The following is a 21920-nucleotide window of genomic DNA, read 5'->3' on the forward strand; positions in this document are numbered from 1 at the left end:
AAAGTGCTTGGTGGTGAGTGCTGAGTAGGATAAAGAAAAGTAGGAAAAAATAACTCAGCATTCATTGCTCGGAACTTAAGACTTGAGGACTTAAAACTGATGCAGGACAGGCAAGAACAAATATCACAAGTCGTCGTCACCGCACAGCAAATGCGCGATATTGAAGAGCGCATTTTTACAGTGGGAATGCCTGTAGCGGCTTTGATGGAAAAAGTTGCAGGACTCATTGCCCGTCGCATTTACGATATCTACCCGCTTTTTGGAGAACACCAGCACAAAGGCAAAGCTTCCTCATTCCCACACCAGTCGCCTCAACGGGGGGAACCCCCGCACAGTGAGACAGCGCTGCAGGAGGGTCTCCTCCGCAGGCGACTGCGTTCGTCGTAGACGTGCCGAAGGCATACCCGTTCGCGCAGCGTCTCCGACAGGAGAAGGGCGCTGGCTCCTCATCTCCTTCCCTGAAACAAGGCGCATTTCGCGTAGGAGTTCTCGTTGGTCCCGGTCATAATGGCGGTGATGCTTTGGTCGTTGCCCGAGAGTTATACTTTCGGGGTTATGAAGTTTTTATATATTGTCCTTTCTCTAAACTCAAGGAATTAACTTCGCAGCATTTGCAGTATGCTAAGAATCTGGGTTTACCGTGTTATGAGGCAATTGAGCTACTACAAAATTGTGATTTGTTGATTGATGGGTTGTTTGGATTTGGCTTAGAAAGAACGCTCACAGATCCAGTTGCAACGGCGATTAATCAGCTCAATGAATGGAAGAAACCAATTATTAGTATTGATTTGCCTTCGGGTTTGCACACAGATACAGGTGAGGTTTTGGGAACTGCTGTGCGTGCTACGCACACCTTATGCTTGGGTTTGTGGAAGCTTGGTTTATTGCAAGACCATGCTCTTGATTATGTCGGCAAAACCGAGTTAATCGATTTTGATATTCCCTTGGCTGATATACAAGCTGTACTAGGGAATTCACCAAGCATTAAACGTATCACAAAAACAACTGCACTCTCCACTCTGCCTCTACCTCGTCCGGCAGTCACCCACAAGTATAAGGAAGGACATTTACTGCTAATTTGTGGGTCGCGTCGGTATTCCGGAGGGGCAATATTAACCGGGTTGGGCGCGCGAGCAAGTGGTGTGGGAATGCTCTCGATCGCTGTGCCAGAATCACTGAAATCTATAATGGTGGCACAGTTGCCAGAAGCGCTGATTATCGGGTGTCCAGAAACAGATTCTGGGGCGATCGCCCAACTGCAACTTCCACCAAAAACAGATCTGAGTTCATTTAGTGCGATCGCCTGCGGTCCCGGTTTAACACAAGACGCCAGTCCAATTTTACAACAAGTGTTAGATAGCACTAACCCCTTAGTTCTAGATGCTGATGGCTTGAATATCCTAGCTGAAATGGGAACTATAACCACGTTGCAAAAAAGACAAACACTAACAGTACTTACACCGCATACTGGTGAATTTAAGCGGCTGTTTCCTGAGATTCCTGATGCCAACAAAGACAGAATCAAGGCGACGCGGGAAGCTGCGGCGCAAAGTGGCGCAGTGGTGTTATTGAAAGGCGCAAGGACTGTTATTGCTAACTCCCAAGGTACCGTTTGGATTAATCCCGAAAGCACCCCAGCTTTGGCGCGTGGTGGCAGTGGAGATGTATTAACTGGGCTTATGGGTGGATTATTGGCGCAAGCTTCTTCTAAAAAAATATCCGTAGAGGAGATAGTGGCAACTGCTGCTTGGTGGCACTCTCAAGCAGCAATTTTAGCAGCACAAGAGCGGACAGAGTTGGGAGTAGATGCATATACCCTGACAAATTATCTCATACCTGTTTTGGCATCAACCTCAACAAGACTTCTATACTGAACTTTTTGTACTTACCTTTTTTAATCGCTGAAAGTCCTGTAAATGAAGGCTTACATTTTTTAAAACAGGTAAGTGATTTTTGGGCGGCTCCTAAGCCAAGAAAAAAGCGTTTTTATCAACCTCCTTTCCCAAACTTCTTCATCTTTTACTTAGTTTGGGTTAAGTTCATAGCATGCGCCTTCTCTAAACACAGCTTCAATTTTTCTGCCAGCACGCGTACATTAGGTTCTTCAAGCAAGGTATAGTGAGAGCCGGGAATATGATAAACATCAATTCCTCCAGTAATGAGTTCGCCCCATCCAAATTGCGGATCATATTGCATACCTGTAGCTTCCTCCCGCTCCTTATCGTCAGTCCGCAGCAAGATCATTCGACCTGAGTACTCCTGGAAGATGTATTGGCTCTGAGCTTGGTGATTAGCACCTAGAATATCTATGTGGTTGTCACCCTCAGGTAGAGGCTCCGAAATCCCTAACAAATGCATATATTTGTGTCGGATCTGGTACGTTCCCCACTCACGCCAGCCCACAAGCTTTTGCTGAAGGTAGGCAGGTCCTTGTTGTCTAAAATTATTTACGTGCTCAAAAACTCTGTTTATGAAAGGCAATCGCTTCTCAGAACCTGGAACACTGGTATCAATCATAGCTAGAATAGCCACTTTCTCACCTTGCCTATGGAGTTGCTGAGCTATCTCCAAGGCAACTATACCCCCGAAAGAGTATCCTCCTATATAATAAGGACCTTTAGGTTGAATAGTTTGCATTTCTTGAATGTAAAGCGCTGCCATGTCCTCAACTCGGGTTAAGAGAGGCTGTTTTCCATCTAGTCCTGGTGGTTGTAGCCCATAAACTGGTTGATCCGATCCCAAATACATAGCTATGGGGCGGTAACACAGAATTTCTCCACCCATAGGGTGCATGAAGAATAAAGGTGGCTTGGAACCGTTAGGCTGAATTGCTACCAAGGATGACCAAGTATCTATTGATGTGTCCTCCCTAAGCGTCCCTGGCAAAACCTGATCACTCGTTGGTTGTTCTTGTGTAGGACAAAGCATTTTGGCAAGAGTTTCCACTGTACCTGATTGAAAAAGGGTGGCTAGAGGCAGTTTCTTGCCGAATTTTGTCTCTATTTGCCCGAATAAGTGTACAGCTAGTAAGGAATGCCCGCCTAAGTCAAAGAAGTTGTCTTTAATGCCAATGGGTTGGACGCGTAAAACTTCTTCCCAAATCTGGACAAGTTCTTGTTCTAACTGATTGCGGGGAGCAACAAAGTTTTCTTTGGAATCAGGTTTTGCTAGGTCAGGTGCTGGAAGGACGCTGCGGTTTACTTTGCCGCTAGGAGTGAGGGGCAAGGCTTCCAGCAACACGAAAGCGAACGGTACCATATACTCAGGCAGCTTTTCTCTAAGGAACTGACGCAAGTCACTTACGCTAAGTGCTGGACCTTCATTGGAAACAACATAGGCTACCAAGCGTTTCTCGCCACTGGCATCTTCACGCGCAACGACCACAGTCTGAAGTACAGATGGGTGTTGGCTCAGGACAGCCTCTATCTCTCCTAATTCTATGCGGAATCCCCGTATTTTTACTTGGTAATCGCTGCGTCCAATGAATTCAATACTACCATCTTTTAAGAAGCGGGCTAAGTCGCCAGTTTTATATACGCGTGCCCCTTCTTTAGCGCGAAAAGGGTCGGGAATAAATTTTTCATCTGTTAATTCTGGGCGGTTGAGATAACCTCGCGCCAGTCCCAAACCACCAATATGCAGTTCCCCAGGTACGCCAATAGGGACTGGTTGCATATGAGAGTCTAGCAGATAAATTTGTGTGTTGGCAATTGGGCGACCGAGAGGGACTATTTTGACTCGTTCGTCTTGTTCTGCCGGGATTGGATAGGTGGCGACAATCCCACAGGTTTCAGTTTGACCAAACATATTAATTAATCGTGCCTGATGCTTGAAGCCAAACCTCCACTGACTGGGAATATCAGACATAAGTGGTTCGCTCGCAGAAACAATCAAGCGCAATTTGTTGTCTAATAAAGCTTGTCTTGTTCTTGGTTCTAAACCAGACAGTGTATGAATACAGTTGCGCCAGTAAGAGGGGACGATATCAATCACTGTGACATCGTGTTGTTGAATTGCCGTAAACAGCGCTTTTGGATCTGTTCTCTGTTCGGAAGTCGCAATTTTGACAGTAGCGCCAGCAGCCAGAGGTACCATTAATTGCCTAACGGAAGATGAGAAAGCAATTGATGCTGTGTGCATATACACATCTTCTGCTGTGATACCCAGCGCACGTCCCATTGCCTGCGCGTAGTGACACAAATTAGTATGTGTGACTTGGACTCCCTTGGGTTTTCCGGTTGAACCAGAGGTGTAAATTACATAAGCTAAGTTGGCAGGTGTTGCTGTTTGGTTTAAGTTTTCTTCTGAGTGTTGGGCAATAAATTGCCAATCTCTATCAAAGCAAACGACTTGCGCTGTATGTTCGGGAAGTTCCGTTATCAAAAACTCCTGAGTCAACAACACTAAGGGTTGAGAGTTTTGCAACATGAACGCCAAGCGCTCTTTGGGATACGATGGATCCAAAGGTACGTAAGCTGCACCCGCTTTAAGAATCCCCAACAGTCCCACGACCATCTCTAGGGAGCGTTCCACAAAAATGCCAACCAGTACCTCCGGACCAACTCCCAAAGTCTTGAGGTAGTGCGCCATTTGATTAGCAAGGGCGTTCAACTCCTGGTAAGTGAGTTGCTGCTCTTCATACATCACCACCACAGCGTCCGGAGTACGCTCTACCAGTTGTTCAAACAACTCATGGATACACTTATCCTGGGGATAGTCGGTATCAGTATCGTTCCACTCATACAGTAACTGGTGACGCTCGGCTGCTGTTAGCAATGGCAACTCGCTAATGTGCTGCTGTGGGTTAGCAACAATTCCTGACAACAATGTCTGGAAATGCCCACTCATCCGGCTTATAGTGCAAGCATCAAACAGATCAGTGTTGTATTCCCACAACCCTTGCAGTCCCTGTTCGGTTTCGGTGATTGACAGTGTTAAATCAAACCTGGAGGCGACGTTATCCCAATCGTAGGGAGTTAAGGTTAGTCCTGGCAACTCCAATGTTTGTCGCGGTGTATTCTCCAAGACAAACATCACCTGGAACAGTGGGTGATACGAGAGCGATCGCTCTGGTTGCAGTTCATCGATCAACTTGTCAATCGGCAAATCCTGGTACGCGTAGGCGGACATTGCCACATTTCGCACCCTTTGCAACAATTCCCGAAAACTGGGGTTGCCTGCCATATCAGTACGTAGTACCAAAGTATTGACAAAAAATCCAATCAGATCCTCTAGCTCAGACAAATTTCGACCTGCTATTGGAGAACCGACCAAAATGTCTTGCTGTCCAGTATATCGGTACAGTTGGGTCTGGAAAGCGGCGAGCAAGGTCATGTAAAGTGTCACACCCTCTTGCTGTGACAATGTAGACAGCGCTTGCGATAAACTTTCGCTTATGACGAAGGATTGCTTTGCACCTTGGTAAGTCTGCACTGCTGGACGTGGTCTATCAGCAGGCAATTCCAATACTGGATTTGCACCCACAAGTTGCTGTTTCCAATACTTCAGTTGCTTTTCTAGTACCTCCCCACAGAGCCATTGGCGTTGCCAAACCGCAAAATCGGCGTACTGGATAAGTTGTTCGGGTAGAGGATTGGGCTTTGCGTTCAAGAACGCTTGGTAGAGGGTTGCTAGCTGCTCAAATAAAATGCTCATCGACCAGCGATCGGCGGCGATGTGATGCATGACCAACAGCAGGATATGCTCTTGAGGCGACAGCATCAGCAAGCTGCCGCGTAGCATCAAATCTGATGTTAAATTGAAGGGGCGTTGCGCCTCATCTTGTAAAGTCTGTTGTATTTGGGCGGTGCGTTGGCTTCGCGGACAATCCTTCAGGTCAATCACCTGTAGTTCCACTGACCGAGGCTCTCTAATCACCTGCACTCCTTTGCCATCGGGTGCAAGAAAGTTGGTTCGCAATGCTTCGTGGTGGGCAACAATGGCATCCAGAGACTGCTGCAGTACCGCCACATTCAGGTCGCCTTGCAACTGCAAAGTCTTAGTAATGTGATGTGCTGAATTATTAGTTTCCAACTGTGCTAAAAACCACAGTCGTTGTTGGGCAAAAGATACCGGAGCTGGTTCAGTCCTAGTTCTTTTGGGAATGGTATGCTGTCTTTTGACATCAGCACTTTTGTTTTTAACTTCTAGCTCTGCTAGTTCTCTTTTGATTGGTGAAACAGGGGCAATCTTTTTGCTGGTATCATCCATATATTGTCATCCTTGATTGCTATTACCTAGTCAACAGAACATAGCCACCCCTATAATATTTTTCCAGTCTTCAGCACCCAAGTATGCTAGTCAAAAAAGTTACTTTCACTACAGTCAGATACTTTCTTTACTTCTCCTGACTGCCATAGTATAGCTCATGCCAATAGGTGAGTGTTTCCGTCTTGCGTTTGACAGCAATTGAGTTGGGATAGTTGTTGACTTGTTCTTCAAAACGACTGGTGATTGATTACTTAAGATCTTCTTTTTTGAATTCGATGAACCCGATGGGCAGACTCACAGAACGATTGTAAGTAGCCTGTCGTTGCCAATAAAGCAAAAGATCTGGTATAGAATAATTGTTCATTGATATCCCGACAATTCTGAGTAATTCTTTTAGCGCACTCTACAAGCGTAGCTGTTTAAATAAAAAAGACAAAAGACAATTTTAATTAACATACAACCAATGGCTTCATATTGAAGCCAAGGAAATAGAATTTCCTGTTAATTGCAAGAAGTTATTTTGCATCGTCAGTGGTTTCTAATTATAATCCTACAACTATAGAATATCTTTGAGTTGACTAGACTGCCGCAATAATTCTAAATCCCTTTAATGTGCATTTACTTTAGAAAGGTACATACACTGTCGGTTTTTTAATGTCGGTTTTTTGATTCTCTATCATACTTTGTAACTCGTTTATTTTTATATAGATTATTTTAAGACTTAATTAACTAAGCTGATTGCTATAAGTTAGTAGTTTTTATAAAATCTTTATCTGATCTTTAAAATAAAAATATAGCGATTGTTAGTTGCATAAAACACATGCATACGCTAAGTGGAACTGTAGCAATGAGCAACACAGGCGGAGTTGTTGTTACAAAAACGTCAACGGGTTGAACAGTTGGCAGCTTATTTGCGTTCCATATAAAATCCCCCATGTTCTCAAATAATTTTGGTCTTGGGGGATTTTTGCTAAAATTCCTGTTTGGCTTTTGATCACGTTATACCATATACCAAAATATGGCTCGAAAAAGTATCAAGTTGAAGCTATCCGACAAACATGAAAGTTAACTTGCTTGAGGTGTAGTTTGTGCTTGGTTTTGTGCTTGATTTTGCTCAGTTTGTCGGTTTTGTTGTCCGCTGATAGCTTGATTGCTTTGTCCACCGAGATTAATTGAGACAACTCTGTTTCTTTCTTCCTCAGCTTTAGGCAGAGTCAAGCACAGGACGCCGTTGTTAAATTCAGCTTGAACCTTATCATTTTGAATCCGAGATGGCAAAGGAATAACGCGTTGAAATCTGCCATACCGAAATTCCGAACGTCTCATACCTTTGTCTTCTTGCTTAGTTTCAGATTTACGTTCACCAGTGATAGCAACCGCTTCGGCGGTAACTTTCACGTCTAAGTCTTTGGCTTCAATCCCAGGAACCTCAACTCTAAGTTGAATTTGTTCAGGAGTTTCGTGAATTTCTGCTGCTGGTATAAAAGAAGAACCAGCGATTTCCGTCTCGCTATCGCCAGTAGTCGTCATGCGATCAAACAGGCGATTCATCTCGCGTTGCAATAGCGAAATTTCGCGGAAAGGATCGCCCCGGAAAGGGTCGAAACGCATGATTGCCATATTTTCTACCTCCGGTATCTCTTAAATGCAAGAGTTACAATACTCTCGCTTCAACTTCAAGCTATCAAAGGCAAAAAGTTTGCTCCTCAACCAAGTGGATGAGTTTTTGTTTGCAATTAAATGTATATCGAATTACAAATTTTTCGCGGTTATTTATTGCGTTCTGCTAATAGATATTACGTAAAATTAGATACTTTCTTCGTAAATACATCCTCATCCAATTAGCGGAAATTACCCTGATTCTTTTGATAGAGGTAGCAAATGCATCCACTTGTCAAGATGTAAATGACCTTTAGAGGTGGATGAAAATGGCTAAAGTCAATCCAATCCAACTGCAAAAACATCTGAAAGGTGTTGACTATCCGGCTAGTAAAGAACAATTGATTCAACACGCGCAAAAGCAAGGCGCTGACGATACTGCCATTTCAGTATTGAACGAATTGCCAGATCAGGAGTATGAAAGCCCAACTGATGTCAGCGAAGCTGTAGGCGAGATTGAGTAAGATAATACCTCAAACTGGCTGGGAATAATCTCCGGATTTCCCGCCAGTCTTACTAACCAACCTAATTGATTCAATTTGAATCGACTTTTCCAAAGCTTTCGCCATATCGTACAACGTCAGAGCGGCAATAGAAACAGCGGTTAAGGCTTCCATTTCGACTCCGGTTTCAGCTTTGGTTCTGACTGTTGCTTGAATGTGATAACCAGGTAATTGTGGATCAGGTGTGATCTGCACTTCGATTTTTTGCAACGGTAAAGGATGACACAGAGGAATCAAAGAAGCTGTATGTTTGGCTGCCATAATCCCAGCTATCCTTGCAGTTGCCAATACATCGCCTTTGGGAGCATTCCCTGCTTGAATGGCAGCGAGGGTTTCGCTTAGCATCCTGACTCTGGCTGCGGCTACTGCTTGGCGAACGGTGGGGGCTTTACCAGACACATCCACCATCTGAGCTTGACCCTGATTATCCAGATGGCTCAAGTTAGCAGATAAAATTTCAGAATTTTCTTGCATCTTTTGGAAAGAGTATGCTAATATTAAATTCTTGTAAGGGTGTGTAGCTCAGTGGACTAGAGCACGTGGCTACGGACCACGGTGTCGGGGGTTCGAATCCCTCCTCGCCCGTTATTGTAGAGACGCAAATATTTGCGTCTCTACAATTTTAAGTATTTAGGTATCTTTCAAAGCATAAGCATCTTGACCTCGACCAAGAGCAAAGCGCAGTGAACTGGGTAAGTCTTTGCTGGACAGGGTCAGAAAGATGACAATGCCTAAAAATGTTAAAAGGGCGCACAGACCAAACATATTTCTATAGCCAATATATTCGGCAACAGAACCAAAAGCTGGAGCGGCGATCGCAATCCCAACATCCATTCCCATCAGACATATAGCAAATATCTGCCCCCGTTCATAAGGCTGCGCGCGGTCTACCATCATAGCTGCAATCATGGGAATCAAAGTGCCAGAAGCAGCCCCCTCAATCATTGCTGCAAACAAGAAAGCTGTGGCACTGTTGGCTAGCCACAAAATTGACAACGACAGGGTGTAAAAAACTAGACTGAGGGTAATAAACAAACCACGACCGAGGCGATCGCTTGCCTTTCCAGTGAATATTCGTACACCAAAACTGGCAACTGCTCCTGCTGTATAAAACAATCCTGCATTCAAATTTACCCCAGTTGATTTGATGAACAACGGGATAAAGGTGTGTAAAGCACCAAAAGCCAAACCAACCAGCAACATAATTATGGCTGGAGTTCTCACCCTGGGGCTACTCACAATTCGCCAAAATTGACTGTTTTTCGTATCACCTTGTTGTGTTGCTACTGGTGGGTTAACGATTGCCAAGATTCCCAAAAATGCAACAAAAGCCAATTCAGCGGTGATCAGAAATAAAATCTGGTCACCAATCCCAGCTTGCAAATACCCGCCTAAAGCTGGTCCAATCGCTACCCCGATTGGATTGACCAAACTCATGTTACCAATGATTTCACCCCGCTTTTCCAGGGGAGCAATGTCTGCCACCAACGCATTGAAACCAGTCGCGAAAGCAGCGATACTGATGCCATGAAAGGCACGCAGCAGTATCAGCAGGGGAATAGATTTGATCGACAAGTAGCCAAGGGGTGCGACAGCAGCCACCAGCGTACCGATAAGCAACACAATTTTGCGACCCCGCCGATCCGCCAAGCGTCCCAACAAGGGGCGAAATAACAACAGTCCGATGGCAAAACTGCCTAGCACAATCCCAATTTGCTGCTTTGTTGCCCCCACAGACTCAATATACAGTGGTAGCGTTGGCAGTAACGAAGCCAAGCTAGACCAGAACAGTAAACCTGCTACAAATAAAATCAGCAGGTTGTTCCGCAATTGGGTATCGATTGTGCGAGACATGTTCACAGCAGATGCAAGTTAATGTTAGCTTTGTTTAACCTTTTACCAGTAAATACAATTAAATACAATGATGGCTCTTTCTAAAGTGATACCTCACCCAGCAGATTTAAACGCATATTTTTGATTTTTTTGTAAAAAATTCTACTAAGACCTCTATGTACTGTAGTGTGAAAAACCGTTGTTTAATTGTGAACTTGGCTTGTGAACAACGAACCACAGAGAACACAGAGGAAAAAACTTAGAAAATTTGGCCCTTCGGCTACGCTCAAGGTCAACAACTCAATTAGGATTGCTATGTAGGACCCTTAATGAACAGTTCAGGGTCACATAGCATTTGTTATTTTCCTGGCGCTGGTAGCCCTATTTCAGGATGTTCCGGTAGATACCATTTGTGGGCGATCGCCGCTAGCTGATCTAACACTAGGATGAGGTCTTGTGCTTTTTCGGTTAAACCGTAAGTCACTTGAGGTGGGATTGTTGGCTCATAATCGCGATAAATAATTTCTGCCTCCTCAAGCATTCGTAATCTCTCAGTGAGAACTTTTGACGAGATACCTTCTATCTGGCGTTTTAGCGCACCAAAACGGGTGGGTCCTTGCTGACGCAAAATCCAAAGAATATAGAACGTCCAAGGTCCACCTAGTAAGTTTAATAACGTGCCCACAGGGCAACTTCCAGCTTCTTTTAACAGAGACATAGTTTCTTGATAGTGTCGTGGTTACTTGAAAGTACCTACTTTACTTTTTCAACTAGTAACTTATAGTAACTAATAGAAGGATACAAGTCCTAGACCTTGCTTTGTTGCCTGCAACATACCCTGATAGTCTCGGTTAGAAGCTTGTGAGCCAAGGGAATCACAAGCCCAACACTGAATATCGAAAGCATTAAGATTTACCCAAACATCAGCGAATTCACTAAAAACTCCACAGCCACAGGCTGAAGGAGTCGTTCGATTGCGCGTTGAGCAGCACTGTTATGCCAGGGCGTGAAATTTACACAACTAGGAGTTAAACACATGAAATTCGTAAAAAATTTGTCAATCGCTATTGTCAGTGCTGGATTCATGGTTTTGGCAGCCGCCGCTCAAGCCAAGTCGGTAACTTTGGAATACGACCGCAGTATTGGCAGCCCTGGGTTTGGTTCTGGGCAGCTTTTTCTACCCCAAGGCATAGATGTGCAGGAAGGAACTGGGAATATCTTTATTAGTGATTCTGAAAACGATCGCGTCTCAGTATTTGATCAAAACGGTAATTTTGTTAAAGCTATTGGCGGTATCGGTAGCGGGCTGTTCGACGAGACAGCAGACTTAGCATTCGACAAGTTGACTGGAAACCTTTATGTGGGTGATGTTAAAAACAACCAAATCGATGTTTTGGATGCTGATGGAAACTATTTGAGATCCTTTGGCTCATTTAGTCCTGAAATCGAGGGTAGACGCTTTTATGGACCTGGTGGCGTCGCATTCGATGCCGTAGGAAACTTTTATGTAGCTGATTATACTCTTGATGCTATCAAGGCATATGATAGAGACGGTAACCTAATCAAAACAATTGGTAGCTCTGGCACTGGATCGGGACAGTTTCAGGGACCCTCGGGTTTATCAATCTCTGAAAAATCTGGAAATATCTACGTAACCGATCAACTCAACAACCGCTTTCAAGTATTAGATCCTCAAGGTAATCCTCTGTTGGTCGTTGGCGGCGAAGCCGGTAGCGGACGCGGGCAGCTAAATGGACCAGTTGCCATAGAGGTGGATGACGAAGAGAATATTTATGTGGGTGACACTTTCAACAACCGTATCCAGGTATTCGATAAAAACGGTAATTATCTCTCTGAATTTGGCACCGCTGTTCCCAACGCCACGCCAGAACCCCTCCCACCAGGAGCGTCGTTACCCGAACCAGGGCAGTTTAATTGGACAGTCGGCGCACACTACGACAATGGGAAACTCTATGTGAGTGATTTCTTTAACAGTCGCGTTCAGGTGTTGAACGTCAAAGGCAAAACCTCAATACCTGAACCGACATCAGTGTTAAGTCTGGGATTGGTGGGACTTGGGGCTGCTCTTCAATTACGGAAAAGGCAGCAAAAGGCAGCCATGAGCTTAGATGAACTTGACAAAACTGCTGTTTAGTGATTTTTTAAACAGCCAGTTAACATTAGACTTCTTGCGCGAATCAAATTATAGCGGTTCTCAATTAAATACATTGCAGTTCTAATTTTCTTGTGGGACAGGTGTCCTCACCTGTCCTTTAGATTAGGTCACCTCACCTGTCCTCTAGATTAGGTCACCTCACCTGTCCTTTAGATTAGGGCACCTCACCTGTCCTCTAGATTAGGTCACCTCACCTGTCCTTTAGATTAGGTCACCTCACCTGTCCTCTAGATTAGGGCACCTCACCTGTCCTCTAGATTAGGGCGGGCAAGATGCCCACCCTACAAGAGCTATATTGCACATAACACCAGAACCACTATGTGACTGGCACTATTTGTGTAAAAAGTCTACTAATTTACACTTTTTGTGATCACCTCACGGACACGATAGATCGGGCGTCCTTGAGACTCATGGTAAGTACGCATCAGCAACTCTGCCAATAGACCAAAGCAAAATAATTGTACGCCTGTGACTAGCAACAGAACCGCTAAAATCAGCAGAGGGCGATCGCCAATGTCCTGATGAAAAGCAAATTTCACAAAAGTTAAGTAAATTCCAATCGCCCCACCTGAAGCCATCGAAATCAATCCCCACAGCCCAAAAACGTGCATCGGGCGTGTGAGGAACTTTTTCATAAACAAAATCGTTAACAAATCCATCAACACTCGGAACGTCCGCCATATCCCATACTTGCTGCGACCAAAGCGACGGGCGTGGTGACGCACAGGCATTTCTGTAATTCTTGCTCCTTCAATATATGCTAAAGCCGGAAGAAACCGATGCAGTTCTCCATAAAGGTTCATATCTGCCACCAGTTCAGCGCGGTATGCCTTCAGTGAACAACCATAGTCATGAATATTTACGCTGGTGGTTCGCCTAATTAACCAGTTGGCAATTTTAGAAGGGAGTAACCGATTCAAAGCGCCATCTTGTCGGTTTTTCCGCCAACCATTCACCAAATCGTAGCCTTCTTCCAGCTTTGCCAACAGCATAGGTATATCTGCTGGATCATTCTGCAAATCCGCATCCAAAGTGACGATCGCTTTCCCCAGGGCATAGTAAAACCCAGCAGCCATCGCCGCAGTTTGACCGTAGTTGCGACGCAGAATCACCGCTTTTAAATCATTGCGGATTTGGGCTTGTTCTTTAAGAAAGCGCGGCGAACCATCTGTGGAACCATCATCGACACAGATGATTTCATAACTTAAGTCAGTAGCAGATAATGTGGATGCGATCGCCTCCAGCAAATGAGGCAAACTTTCCACTTCATTATGCACCGGCACCACGACCGAAACATCCGGGACAACCAATGATATCGCCTCATTTTGCCCAGCAAGCCCATTAGAAACCAGTCCACTCCTCATATTCCTCTTTTATCCTCAGCGTTGTTGAGGTTCGTAACTCTTGACCACTCTTCCAGCACCGCGCAGTTGCTGGTAATATGACTGACTGATCTCATCTTCTTGTTCCGAAAGAGAGTCAATGGCAATTCCATTACGCCCTTTATCTTTCCCAGAACTATGGATGTAGCAGCCATTCCCTAGATAGAGTCCCACATGAGTTGCTTTTTGGAAACCAAAGAACAGGAGATCACCTGGTTGTAATTCTGTAATAGCAATCGGTTGGGTGAATGCTTCCTGCTGATAAGCATCTCTGGGTATGCGAATACCCACCGAAGCAAACGCTGCTTGCATCAATCCCGAACAATCGTAATTTGGTCCTACCGTACCACCCCAAAGGTAATAATTTGGCTGTTGCATAGCTTTTTGGGTAAACGCTATCACCTCTGGCAATCGTTTTTTAATCTCAGATTCAACAAAATTTTTCGCTTTATAAGGTACAGTGCATGGTTGTAACAAACTCAAATCTGAAAGCGACAGCCATCCTGGATAGTCATCTTCACACAAACACACCTGTAGAGACGTTGCATGCAACGTCTCTACATCCTGGTAGTTTGATGTCACCCACAAATGTCGCCCAGTTCCAGCTTGAGTTGCCAGTCGCTGACAACTGGGAGAATCATATATGTTGAGGTCAGCTAGGCACTGGTACTCACCCGATTTGAAATTTTGTATTTTGAATTCTAGATTAGAGGACATCCTTGAACAACAATGAATTTCTTCAATAAAGACGAACAACTTGAAAATCTTGGTAATGGCATTTTAGAAGCAACTTGGGCAGCATTTCCAACTTTAGCCCGCAACCAAATTGCTTTGACTTGGATTGTCTATGATCCCCCTGTACTCGTAAACACGGGTGGCGCTTTAACTCCAGATGCTTTTTGGAACCACCCAGTTCGTGGTTTCACTTACCGTGGAGTGGAACGAATTTATCCTGCGAGTGTGGTGAAGCTGTTTTACTTAGTAGCAGTCAACGAATGGCTGGAGAAAGGCATGATTTCCACTTCAAAGGAGTTGGAAAGAGCCATGCGCGATATGATTGTTGATTCCAGCAATGATGCGACGAGTTTAGTTATAGATATTCTCAGTGGAACCACTTCCGGACCAGAATTATCACCAGGACCATTTGAAACCTGGAAGCAGCAGCGCAATATCGTTAATCGCTATTACCAGTCTCTGGGTTGGTCGGATATGGAAACGATAAATGTCTGCCAAAAAACTTGGTGTGATGGGCCTTATGGACGCGAACGGGCTTTTGTGGGAGAGTTGCTAGATAACCGCAATATGCTGACGACAAATGCTACCGCTAGATTGCTACACAGTATTGTTGGTGGTGTGGCGGTGTCGAGTGGGCGATCGCAAGCGATGATGACTTTGATGAAACGCAGTCTTCAGCCGGATGATTTGCCAAAAGATGTTGAAGAAAACCAAGTGACAGGCTTTTTGGGTGGTGCGCTTCCCCAAGAAGCACAAATTTGGTCAAAGGCAGGTTGGACGAGTCAAGTTCGCCATGATGCTGCGTATATAGAAATACCGGGTAACCGTCCCTATCTTCTAGTTGTATTTACTGACGGGAAAGCCAATGCAAAAAACCAAGCTATTTTGCCCTTTGTCTCCCAGCTGGTTGCTGATGCGGTTGGAAATTTAGGTTAGTTACTTGATCAAGGTGTTAACGGGGAGCTTGTATGAGTAGCTCCTCGACCACAATAGCAAAGGATTTTACTATAAGGATTTTTTGCTAATTCTTCTTAAAAAATATGATTTTTTAAATATATTCCAGTTCATCAAAAGTGTATATGTATCTTTTAACTTATGAAGATTAAACAAAAGAAATCTCAAATAATTAGTAACAAATTTGACTTTTGAAATATTCCGACTAGCTGTTAAATAGGAATCATCACTGTTCTAGTGGTTATATCGGCTACTGCCCTGTTGAAAAAACTGGGATAGAAGGTTTTGGGATTGTAAGTGCTAGCTTTTGCTAGCTTTAGGTCGGATACTAAATAAGGCGCAAGCCTGCTTGTAAAAAGTAACGCTTATGCTTTAAAAACAGCTTAAATTTAGGGGACATGATGGTTAAGGTGCCAGTAAGCATTATTATTAATAACTACAACTACAGTCAGTTTCTGGGCGAAGCAATTGATAGTGCCTTAAGCCAAACCTACCCAAATACCGAGGTGATTGTAGTGGATGATGGTTCCACCGACAATTCCCAGGATATTATCACTAACTACGGTACGCAAATTGTTCCTTTACTGAAGAATAATGGTGGGCAGGCATCAGCACTCAATGCAGGTTTTGAAGTAAGCCGTGGGGAAATTGTCATTTTTTTGGATGCAGATGATTATCTGTTTCCTTATGCAGTTGAGCGAGTGATTGCAGCCTGGGAACCCAGTGTAGCAAATGTGCAGTATCGTTTGGAGTTGGTTGACGCTCAAAAAAAGTTTATAGATACCCTACCACGCCCGGAAATCCATCTGGATAGCGGTGACGTATTGCCGATTTTGCTGAAAAAGGGAAGATACAATTGTTTGGTAACCAGCGGTAATGCTTTCAGTCGAGCTGCGTTAGCTGAAATTGTGCCGATACCGGAAGATGAGTTCCGTATTTCTGCCGATGGTTATCTGGTTACTCTCATACCCTTTTATGGTCAGATTGTTTCTATAGAAGAACCTTTAGGAGGATACCGTCAACATGGTAGTAATTTGTGGTCAACAAGGGAGGGAGTGGCAAGTGAGAAATTTATTAAGTCAATAAAGCATGACTTTCTAAAATATAAAGTTTTGCGTGATAAAGCGACTGAGTTAGGATACGAAGTCCCCCAAAATTTAGGCTTGTGTGATTACTTCCATTTGCAAGACCGATTAAGTTCTTTGCGCTTAGCTCCGCAAAACCATCCGGTTCCCTTGGATTCGCAACTTATTTTAGCTTATAAAGGTTTTTTGGCTGTTTGGAAAGATTCAGATTTCTCTAGGAAAAGAAAGCTGATTTTGAGTACTTGGTTCCTTTGGGTTGGGGTCATGCCCCAGGCGTTAGCGAAGCCAGCTATTACCTGGTGGTTGGCTTCAGAATCGCGCCCCAAAGCCATAGATTTGCTACTAAAAAAAATTCGCTCGCTGACGACTTGAGAGGAAACAGCAGAGAGGGAGAGTAAGACCATCACCGACTTGAGTGTCGGATATTCCTTGTGGAATATACCTAACGTGGCATCTGCCAATGAGACAGGAAGCTCAGACTTCAAGCGTTCGCGCAGCGTGCCGTCAGGCATAGCTAAGTCTGAGTACTTCACTTAACGACTTTAACCCAGCCTTATGAATTATGAATTACGAATTTGATTGAATGCGGCGTCTTTGAGCAGAGCCTACGATTTTTAAAGCCATAGACTCTATTTGATGGTAAAGCGATCGCGGCATGAGCCAGAGAAAATAGGCAGCGGCTAAGGTGATAAGCGTACGGTGTGGTTCTTCTAGTAGGATGCGCCAGTAGGTAGATAGAGCTCGATGGGTGAACTCAATAGCTGTTGTACCATCTTTCAAAGTGACTGCCCTTCGAGCTAAATGCCGCAGTTGATAAGCCATAGCTATCTTTTCCAACTCAGCCATTGATTCTGAAGGTACGTAAGCGTGTGCTTTTTCCAGCATCGTTTCCCAGGACTTTAACTTTTTCATCAGTTGAGCTGAAAATCCCTGAGAATTGACTCGGTAAAGTGTCAAGGGTTCAGCAATACCCTCAATCAGCCATTTGGTTTTCATCGCAATCCGCAACCAACATTCCACATCTTCCGAAGGGTGCAGTTGCCGATCATCATCAAAATAAAAGTTTTCTACCGTTCCGTAAAGATTATCTTGGAATGCAATATCTTCCAGCGTTTCTCGCCGAATCACAGGTACCGAACCATTCCCAATTGGGGTACGACAAACTAAATCAAGCGGAGTAATTTCCTTGAGCTTGGTGATTTGATAAATACCTAAAGGTTCCCCTAATTCATCAATAAAAGCAGAACGACAAAAACTCACCCCTACTGCTGGTGAGTTTTCCAGATGTTCAATATGTTTTGCTAGCTTTTCTGGTGTCCATAAGTCATCTGCATCTAAAAAAGCCAAATATTCCCCTTGAGCATGGCGGATACCAGTGTTGCGCGCAGCCGCAACCCCCCGGTTTTCCTGCCTAATAATTCTAATTCTGTGGTCTGTAAATTGCTGACAAATTTCTATACTTTTATCAGGAGAGCCATCATCAATGATGAGCAACTCAAAGTTTTTGTATGTTTGAGCCAGAACTGATTCTACAGTGGCTGCTACATATTTCTCAACTTTATAAACTGGGATGATGACTGAGACTTTTTTCATAACAATACCCTATATCTTTTGATTTTTAGGGAAAACATGACGTGTAGCCCACAATGTAAAAAGAGGCAGGAAAATAAGATGAACTATTAAGACAGATGCCGCTACCCCATAAACTTGCATCCCAAAAACTTTCCAATGAACTCCTATCAGGATTGCCATCGTAAATACGAAAGTAAATATTACATTCCAGCGCAGGTCTAAATGAGGTTTTCCAATAGCCACTAGTAATTGTGAGGCTGCATCTGCAAAAGGTCGTGGAATTGCCGATAAACAAATAAGTATCACGATAGGAATGGCAGATTCCCACTTTTGACCAAAAACAACTGGTACGTAAAAATGAGCCAAACTCGATTGAAGGAGAACAAAAGGAACAATGGTAAGGCTAATAGTTTTTATACTGCCCCAGTAAGCTCTCTTGAATTCAGACCATTGCGATCGAGATGCACACAAATGAGGCAAAATTGCTGAGTTAATAGCATTAATAAAGCTTAAACTAATTCCTAATCCTGCATTGAAACCAAAGAAGTATTTTCCTAATTCATCAATTCCTACAAAGCGACCAACTATTAAATAATCTAAATTATTTCTTAAAGTTTTTAATAATGAAACACCTAAAATATTGTGACCAAAATTTAGTATTTTCTTCCAACCCTTTGTCGTAAATCCAGCGTTCATACGCCAAGAATGTGCTTTGTAGTATACTAATGTTTCTATGGGTGATGCTAAAACTCCAGGCAACACAAATGACCATACACCCATACCTAAAACAGCCAATATTGCCGTCAAGATGCTGCCAACAAAATTTTGAATACTGTCAGTAACAGCTATCACTTTTAAACGGTTTTCTCTTTGTATCAGAGTCCTTTGTATAATAGATAGTGGCCAGATTAAGTAAGCAATACCTGAGACAATAATTGGCAAAATAATAGTCGGACTTTTATAAAACCAAGCTATAGGAAAGGCTGCAATAGACTGAATAACAAACAAACTAAAAAAAACTACCCAATTTAACCAGTAGGCAGAGTGACACAATTCCTCTAATTCTTCTTCGTCAGCCTGAATAATTTTCGCGCCTATTCCTATATCAGCAAAAGTGATTGAGAACTCACGAACTGTCATCACAATTGCTCCTAGACCATAGTCATAGGATGTCAAAAACCGTGCAATTATGACTACTAATCCCAAGCGTAAAACTCTGTAAATGATCTCTGAGATACTCAGCCAGCCAACATTGCGAATGAATTGGCTGGAGAGCTTTTTCTTAATAACGGTTATCACGGGATTAATCGATCTCACTACTATCTTTAAAAGAACAAAGGGTGACGAAAATTGCACTGTCTGCCACTAGCTACCGTTCAATCGTATCAGCTACTATACCTAATACTGAACTTCGAGCAGCTTTTAATTCTTCCACCGCTTGTTGCAAGCAAGGACGGATTGTTTTACCAAGTCCCGCAACTATCAAAACTCCATCTACACGGTTTGCTAGGATGCTTGTATCTAAAAGTCCCATGATATGTGGTGCATCATAGATCACTAAATCATAGTTTGTATGGGTTCGCTCCAAAAAATTCTCCATTCTTTGAGAAGAAAATAGTTTTGTAGGATTTTCTGGCGTTTCACCAGCAGTCACGACAAAAAGATTTTCTTCTCTAAACGCTTGTGCAACAACCTCACTAAAATCTATACCTTGGGAAAGTACCTCGCTCAGTCCTTTACTATTCATTAAACCGATTTCGTAAATGTACCTGGGGATGACGTAAATTGGCGTCTGATGGCACTTGTCACCTGCATTTGAGCCAGCTATCTTTGCTAAATTCGCTGCTACTGTAGATTTACCATCCCCCACTTGTCGCTGATGTCACTACTATTGAGCGGATAGAAGCCTGAGACTTGAGAGAGTTTATCCTGTTATAAAGAAGCAAAAAGCTTCTGTAAAAGCAGTTGTTTTATACTCCTGAGTTTTTGCTTTTACAGTTGGCAAAAATTGATTTTTGCCTTTTTGATGTGCAGAAGCCAATTCTTTATCAGTTTTAGATATCGGCTGTTTGACTTCTTTGTGATAGGGAATAACCCCAAGAATTGGCATTTTGGTCGCACGTTTCGCTTCCTCAGGATCATGAAAAACGTTTTGCCAATTCTCAAGCATGAAAGCAGCTAAAGTTCCTAAGAGTAAACCTGCAACTGTTCCCAAGGCAATGTTACGCTCAGTATTTAGTCCCACTGGTACGAGTTCACCCAATTTATTTCGTGGAAGTGTCGCTGGCATAATCACTTCCCAAGGGACATCCTGTTTGAGCAGCGTCTACTCGCAGTGCTTCTTGCTTGGCTAAAAGCTGGTTGAGGGTGTCGGTAGAAACTTGCAATTCCCTTTGCAAATTGGTGTACTGACGTGAAAGCGCTGGATATTGCTGAATTTGTTGATTAACCTCTAGTGTTGCTTTCTTATTAGCTTCTAAGCTGGTTTCTAACAACTGAATTTGGTTGGCGCTATCAGCTAGTTGTTTGATCAGGTCACGCCGAACTGAGTTTTGATAAACTCCTACTTGGGAAGGGAGCACACTAGACGAAGATGCGTTGCTTCCTAATGCTAGTTTTGCTTCTTGCTGGACTAAAGGTAGCAGCTTCTGTCGTTGTTCGCGCAAATTCACCATTATTGGGTTGTTTTCAGTCAGACGAGCTGACTCTATGGCAATTCTTGTTTCTACTTCTCGCAGACGGGTGAGTGTTTGCTGATACTGGGGTGATTCACTCAAAGCTGATGCTGCGATCGCTGTATTTTCTGACATTGCCAACTGCTTTTGCAAAGAAGCAGAAAGTGACTTAAACTCAGCCAGCCTTCGCTCGGTTTCTATGCGCTGTGCTTTGAGTTGATCCACTCTGGTGAGCAGTTGTTGTCCTTGAAGTTCAGGGTTGAACATACTCTGCTTCTGTTGAAACACTTGCATTTGTCCTTGAAGTGTATTCACCCGCAGCCGCATTTTGGGAATCTGCTGCTCAACGAATTTTATTCCCTGGCGTAAGTTCGTTTGCTGTTGTTCTTTACTGTAGTTTTGATATGCTTCTGATACCCGATCCAAGACATACTCGATTTTTTTCGGATCCGATTCTCGATAGCGAACCTCTATGACTCTTGATAGCTCCTTACCTTTGCCTATGCGGCTGATATGCAACGTGCCTACTTGCTCAGGAGACACTTTGCCAGACGCACTACTGGCAACAAGTTGGTCATAATTAATTTCTGGATATCGGTTTTTCAGGTCTTTAACAACTGGATTTATCACCTTTGGGCTTTTTAAAACCTCCATCAAAGCCTGATAATCCAATTCTGTTTTATTCTGTTTGGTGATTTCGTTGGCATTTTGCTTCAGTGTTTCCGACAGTAAAAGCAGTAACTCACTATCGGCAGTTTTTAGAGGTTCAACTAATATCTGAAACTTGCCTTCATATTTTGGAGTTCGAGTTGCTGAGAAAGCAACAGCCACCGTAGTGAGAATAACTGTTGTACTAGCAATCAAACCTATCCGACGACGTAAAACAGAGAAAACCTGATTGAAACCCGTACTTTCTTCTTCGCTTTCTGGTCTTCTCCAGAACAAATACGGTTCTCTCAATACAGTATTGGGATTTTTCAGTTGCTGCAAGCTTTGTTCTTTAGTTGGCATCTGTTTCCCATTCAAATCTGTTGAATACATGATTCTGTTAATCTATTTCCTAGATGCTGATTTTCGCCAACTTGCCATAAAGATAATCGGGATAACTCTGTGTAATAGTGTCGCGGTTGCTAGAA

The 21920-nt window shown here is 43.5% G+C and carries 18 protein-coding genes and 1 tRNA gene; 7 read left to right on the forward strand and 12 right to left on the reverse strand.

The features are described 5' to 3' along the window. Positions 1–99 precede the first annotated feature (99 nt). A complete protein-coding gene (locus V5G28_RS29865; RefSeq protein ID WP_336231488.1) occupies positions 100–387 on the forward strand; it encodes a hypothetical protein in 288 nt (95 codons plus the stop codon). 2 nt (positions 388–389) lie between these two features. After that, positions 390–1874, forward strand: a complete 1485-nt coding sequence (locus V5G28_RS29870; RefSeq protein ID WP_336231476.1) for an NAD(P)H-hydrate dehydratase — start codon at positions 390–392, stop codon at positions 1872–1874. 145 nt (positions 1875–2019) lie between these two features. Here V5G28_RS29870 and V5G28_RS29875 read toward each other — a convergent pair whose 3' ends face one another. Further along, positions 2020–6210 (reverse strand): non-ribosomal peptide synthetase, encoded by a 4191-nt coding sequence (locus V5G28_RS29875; protein WP_332987031.1) that lies wholly within the window; start codon positions 6208–6210, stop codon positions 2020–2022. A gap of 1065 nt (positions 6211–7275) precedes the next feature. Further along, a complete protein-coding gene (locus tag V5G28_RS29880; RefSeq protein WP_332987032.1) occupies positions 7276–7830 on the reverse strand; it encodes an Hsp20/alpha crystallin family protein in 555 nt (184 codons plus the stop codon). A gap of 308 nt (positions 7831–8138) precedes the next feature. Here V5G28_RS29880 and V5G28_RS29885 point away from each other — a divergent pair, with 308 nt between their 5' ends. Further along, positions 8139–8333: a DUF2795 domain-containing protein gene (locus tag V5G28_RS29885; protein ID WP_332987033.1), complete on the forward strand. Its 195-nt coding sequence runs from the start codon at positions 8139–8141 to the stop codon at positions 8331–8333. A gap of 9 nt (positions 8334–8342) precedes the next feature. Here the strand turns inward: V5G28_RS29885 and moaC are convergent, their stop codons facing one another. Next, positions 8343–8846 carry a cyclic pyranopterin monophosphate synthase MoaC gene (moaC, locus tag V5G28_RS29890; RefSeq protein WP_332987034.1) on the reverse strand — a complete coding sequence of 168 codons (504 nt, stop codon included), beginning with the start codon at positions 8844–8846 and terminating at the stop codon, positions 8343–8345. Between the two features lie 37 nt (positions 8847–8883). Here moaC and V5G28_RS29895 point away from each other — a divergent pair. Further along, positions 8884–8957: transfer RNA gene (locus tag V5G28_RS29895), tRNA-Arg, on the forward strand. A gap of 45 nt (positions 8958–9002) precedes the next feature. On the opposite strand, the gene V5G28_RS29900 is transcribed toward V5G28_RS29895, so the two are convergent. Next, positions 9003–10226 (reverse strand): MFS transporter, encoded by a 1224-nt coding sequence (locus V5G28_RS29900; RefSeq protein WP_332987035.1) that lies wholly within the window; start codon positions 10224–10226, stop codon positions 9003–9005. A 337-nt stretch (positions 10227–10563) separates the two neighbouring features. Then, positions 10564–10923, reverse strand: coding sequence for a winged helix-turn-helix transcriptional regulator (locus V5G28_RS29905; RefSeq protein ID WP_096565644.1), 360 nt, complete (start codon positions 10921–10923; stop codon positions 10564–10566). A gap of 318 nt (positions 10924–11241) precedes the next feature. Between V5G28_RS29905 and scyF the strand changes: the two genes are divergently transcribed. Further along, complete coding sequence (gene scyF, locus V5G28_RS29910; protein WP_332987036.1) at positions 11242–12360, forward strand: scytonemin biosynthesis PEP-CTERM protein ScyF; 1119 nt, start codon at positions 11242–11244, stop codon at positions 12358–12360. 371 nt (positions 12361–12731) lie between these two features. On the opposite strand, the gene V5G28_RS29915 is transcribed toward scyF, so the two are convergent. Together V5G28_RS29915 and V5G28_RS29920 are read right to left on the reverse strand one after the other, a co-directional pair. Continuing rightward, entirely contained in the window at positions 12732–13745 is a 1014-nt protein-coding gene (locus V5G28_RS29915; protein ID WP_332987038.1) for a glycosyltransferase family 2 protein, read from the reverse strand. Positions 13746–13760: 15 nt separating this feature from the next. Beyond that, on the reverse strand, positions 13761–14480 hold the full coding sequence (locus V5G28_RS29920; RefSeq protein ID WP_332987039.1) for a C40 family peptidase: 720 nt from the start codon (positions 14478–14480) through the stop codon (positions 13761–13763). Between the two features lie 12 nt (positions 14481–14492). Between V5G28_RS29920 and V5G28_RS29925 the strand changes: the two genes are divergently transcribed. Then, positions 14493–15434, forward strand: a complete 942-nt coding sequence (locus V5G28_RS29925; RefSeq protein WP_332987041.1) for a serine hydrolase — start codon at positions 14493–14495, stop codon at positions 15432–15434. Positions 15435–15850: 416 nt separating this feature from the next. After that, a complete protein-coding gene (locus tag V5G28_RS29930; RefSeq protein WP_332987042.1) occupies positions 15851–16909 on the forward strand; it encodes a glycosyltransferase family 2 protein in 1059 nt (352 codons plus the stop codon). Between the two features lie 195 nt (positions 16910–17104). Here the strand turns inward: V5G28_RS29930 and V5G28_RS29935 are convergent, their stop codons facing one another. From V5G28_RS29935 to V5G28_RS29955, 5 genes are read right to left on the reverse strand one after another with little or no spacing between them, the layout of a single operon-like run. Continuing rightward, positions 17105–18130, reverse strand: coding sequence for a glycosyltransferase family 2 protein (locus V5G28_RS29935; RefSeq protein WP_096565656.1), 1026 nt, complete (start codon positions 18128–18130; stop codon positions 17105–17107). Positions 18131–18139: 9 nt separating this feature from the next. Next, entirely contained in the window at positions 18140–19426 is a 1287-nt protein-coding gene (locus V5G28_RS29940) for a lipopolysaccharide biosynthesis protein (RefSeq protein WP_332987256.1), read from the reverse strand. Positions 19427–19478: 52 nt separating this feature from the next. Then, positions 19479–19979, reverse strand: a complete 501-nt coding sequence (locus V5G28_RS29945) for a tyrosine-protein kinase family protein (protein WP_332987043.1) — start codon at positions 19977–19979, stop codon at positions 19479–19481. Positions 19980–20033: 54 nt separating this feature from the next. Then, on the reverse strand, positions 20034–20324 hold the full coding sequence (locus V5G28_RS29950) for a hypothetical protein (RefSeq protein ID WP_336231477.1): 291 nt from the start codon (positions 20322–20324) through the stop codon (positions 20034–20036). A 49-nt stretch (positions 20325–20373) separates the two neighbouring features. Then, positions 20374–21795, reverse strand: coding sequence for a GumC family protein (locus V5G28_RS29955; RefSeq protein ID WP_336231478.1), 1422 nt, complete (start codon positions 21793–21795; stop codon positions 20374–20376). Between the last annotated feature and the right edge of the window lie 125 nt (positions 21796–21920).

It is taken from the genome of Scytonema sp. PRP1 (genome assembly GCF_036697665.2).
Taxonomy (GTDB): domain Bacteria; phylum Cyanobacteriota; class Cyanobacteriia; order Cyanobacteriales; family Nostocaceae; genus Kalymmatonema; species Kalymmatonema gypsitolerans.

Coding starts and splice junctions, on each gene's coding strand:
- V5G28_RS29865 (WP_336231488.1), top strand. CDS start 100: ATGCAGGACAGGCAAGAACAAATATCACAAGTCGTCGTCACCGCACAG.
- V5G28_RS29875 (WP_332987031.1), bottom strand. CDS start 6,210: ATGGATGATACCAGCAAAAAGATTGCCCCTGTTTCACCAATCAAAAGA.
- V5G28_RS29880 (WP_332987032.1), bottom strand. CDS start 7,830: ATGGCAATCATGCGTTTCGACCCTTTCCGGGGCGATCCTTTCCGCGAA.
- V5G28_RS29885 (WP_332987033.1), top strand. CDS start 8,139: ATGGCTAAAGTCAATCCAATCCAACTGCAAAAACATCTGAAAGGTGTT.
- moaC (WP_332987034.1), bottom strand. CDS start 8,846: ATGCAAGAAAATTCTGAAATTTTATCTGCTAACTTGAGCCATCTGGAT.
- V5G28_RS29900 (WP_332987035.1), bottom strand. CDS start 10,226: ATGTCTCGCACAATCGATACCCAATTGCGGAACAACCTGCTGATTTTA.
- V5G28_RS29905 (WP_096565644.1), bottom strand. CDS start 10,923: ATGTCTCTGTTAAAAGAAGCTGGAAGTTGCCCTGTGGGCACGTTATTA.
- scyF (WP_332987036.1), top strand. CDS start 11,242: ATGAAATTCGTAAAAAATTTGTCAATCGCTATTGTCAGTGCTGGATTC.
- V5G28_RS29915 (WP_332987038.1), bottom strand. CDS start 13,745: ATGAGGAGTGGACTGGTTTCTAATGGGCTTGCTGGGCAAAATGAGGCG.
- V5G28_RS29920 (WP_332987039.1), bottom strand. CDS start 14,480: ATGTCCTCTAATCTAGAATTCAAAATACAAAATTTCAAATCGGGTGAG.
- V5G28_RS29925 (WP_332987041.1), top strand. CDS start 14,493: ATGAATTTCTTCAATAAAGACGAACAACTTGAAAATCTTGGTAATGGC.
- V5G28_RS29930 (WP_332987042.1), top strand. CDS start 15,851: ATGATGGTTAAGGTGCCAGTAAGCATTATTATTAATAACTACAACTAC.
- V5G28_RS29935 (WP_096565656.1), bottom strand. CDS start 18,130: ATGAAAAAAGTCTCAGTCATCATCCCAGTTTATAAAGTTGAGAAATAT.
- V5G28_RS29955 (WP_336231478.1), bottom strand. CDS start 21,795: ATGCCAACTAAAGAACAAAGCTTGCAGCAACTGAAAAATCCCAATACT.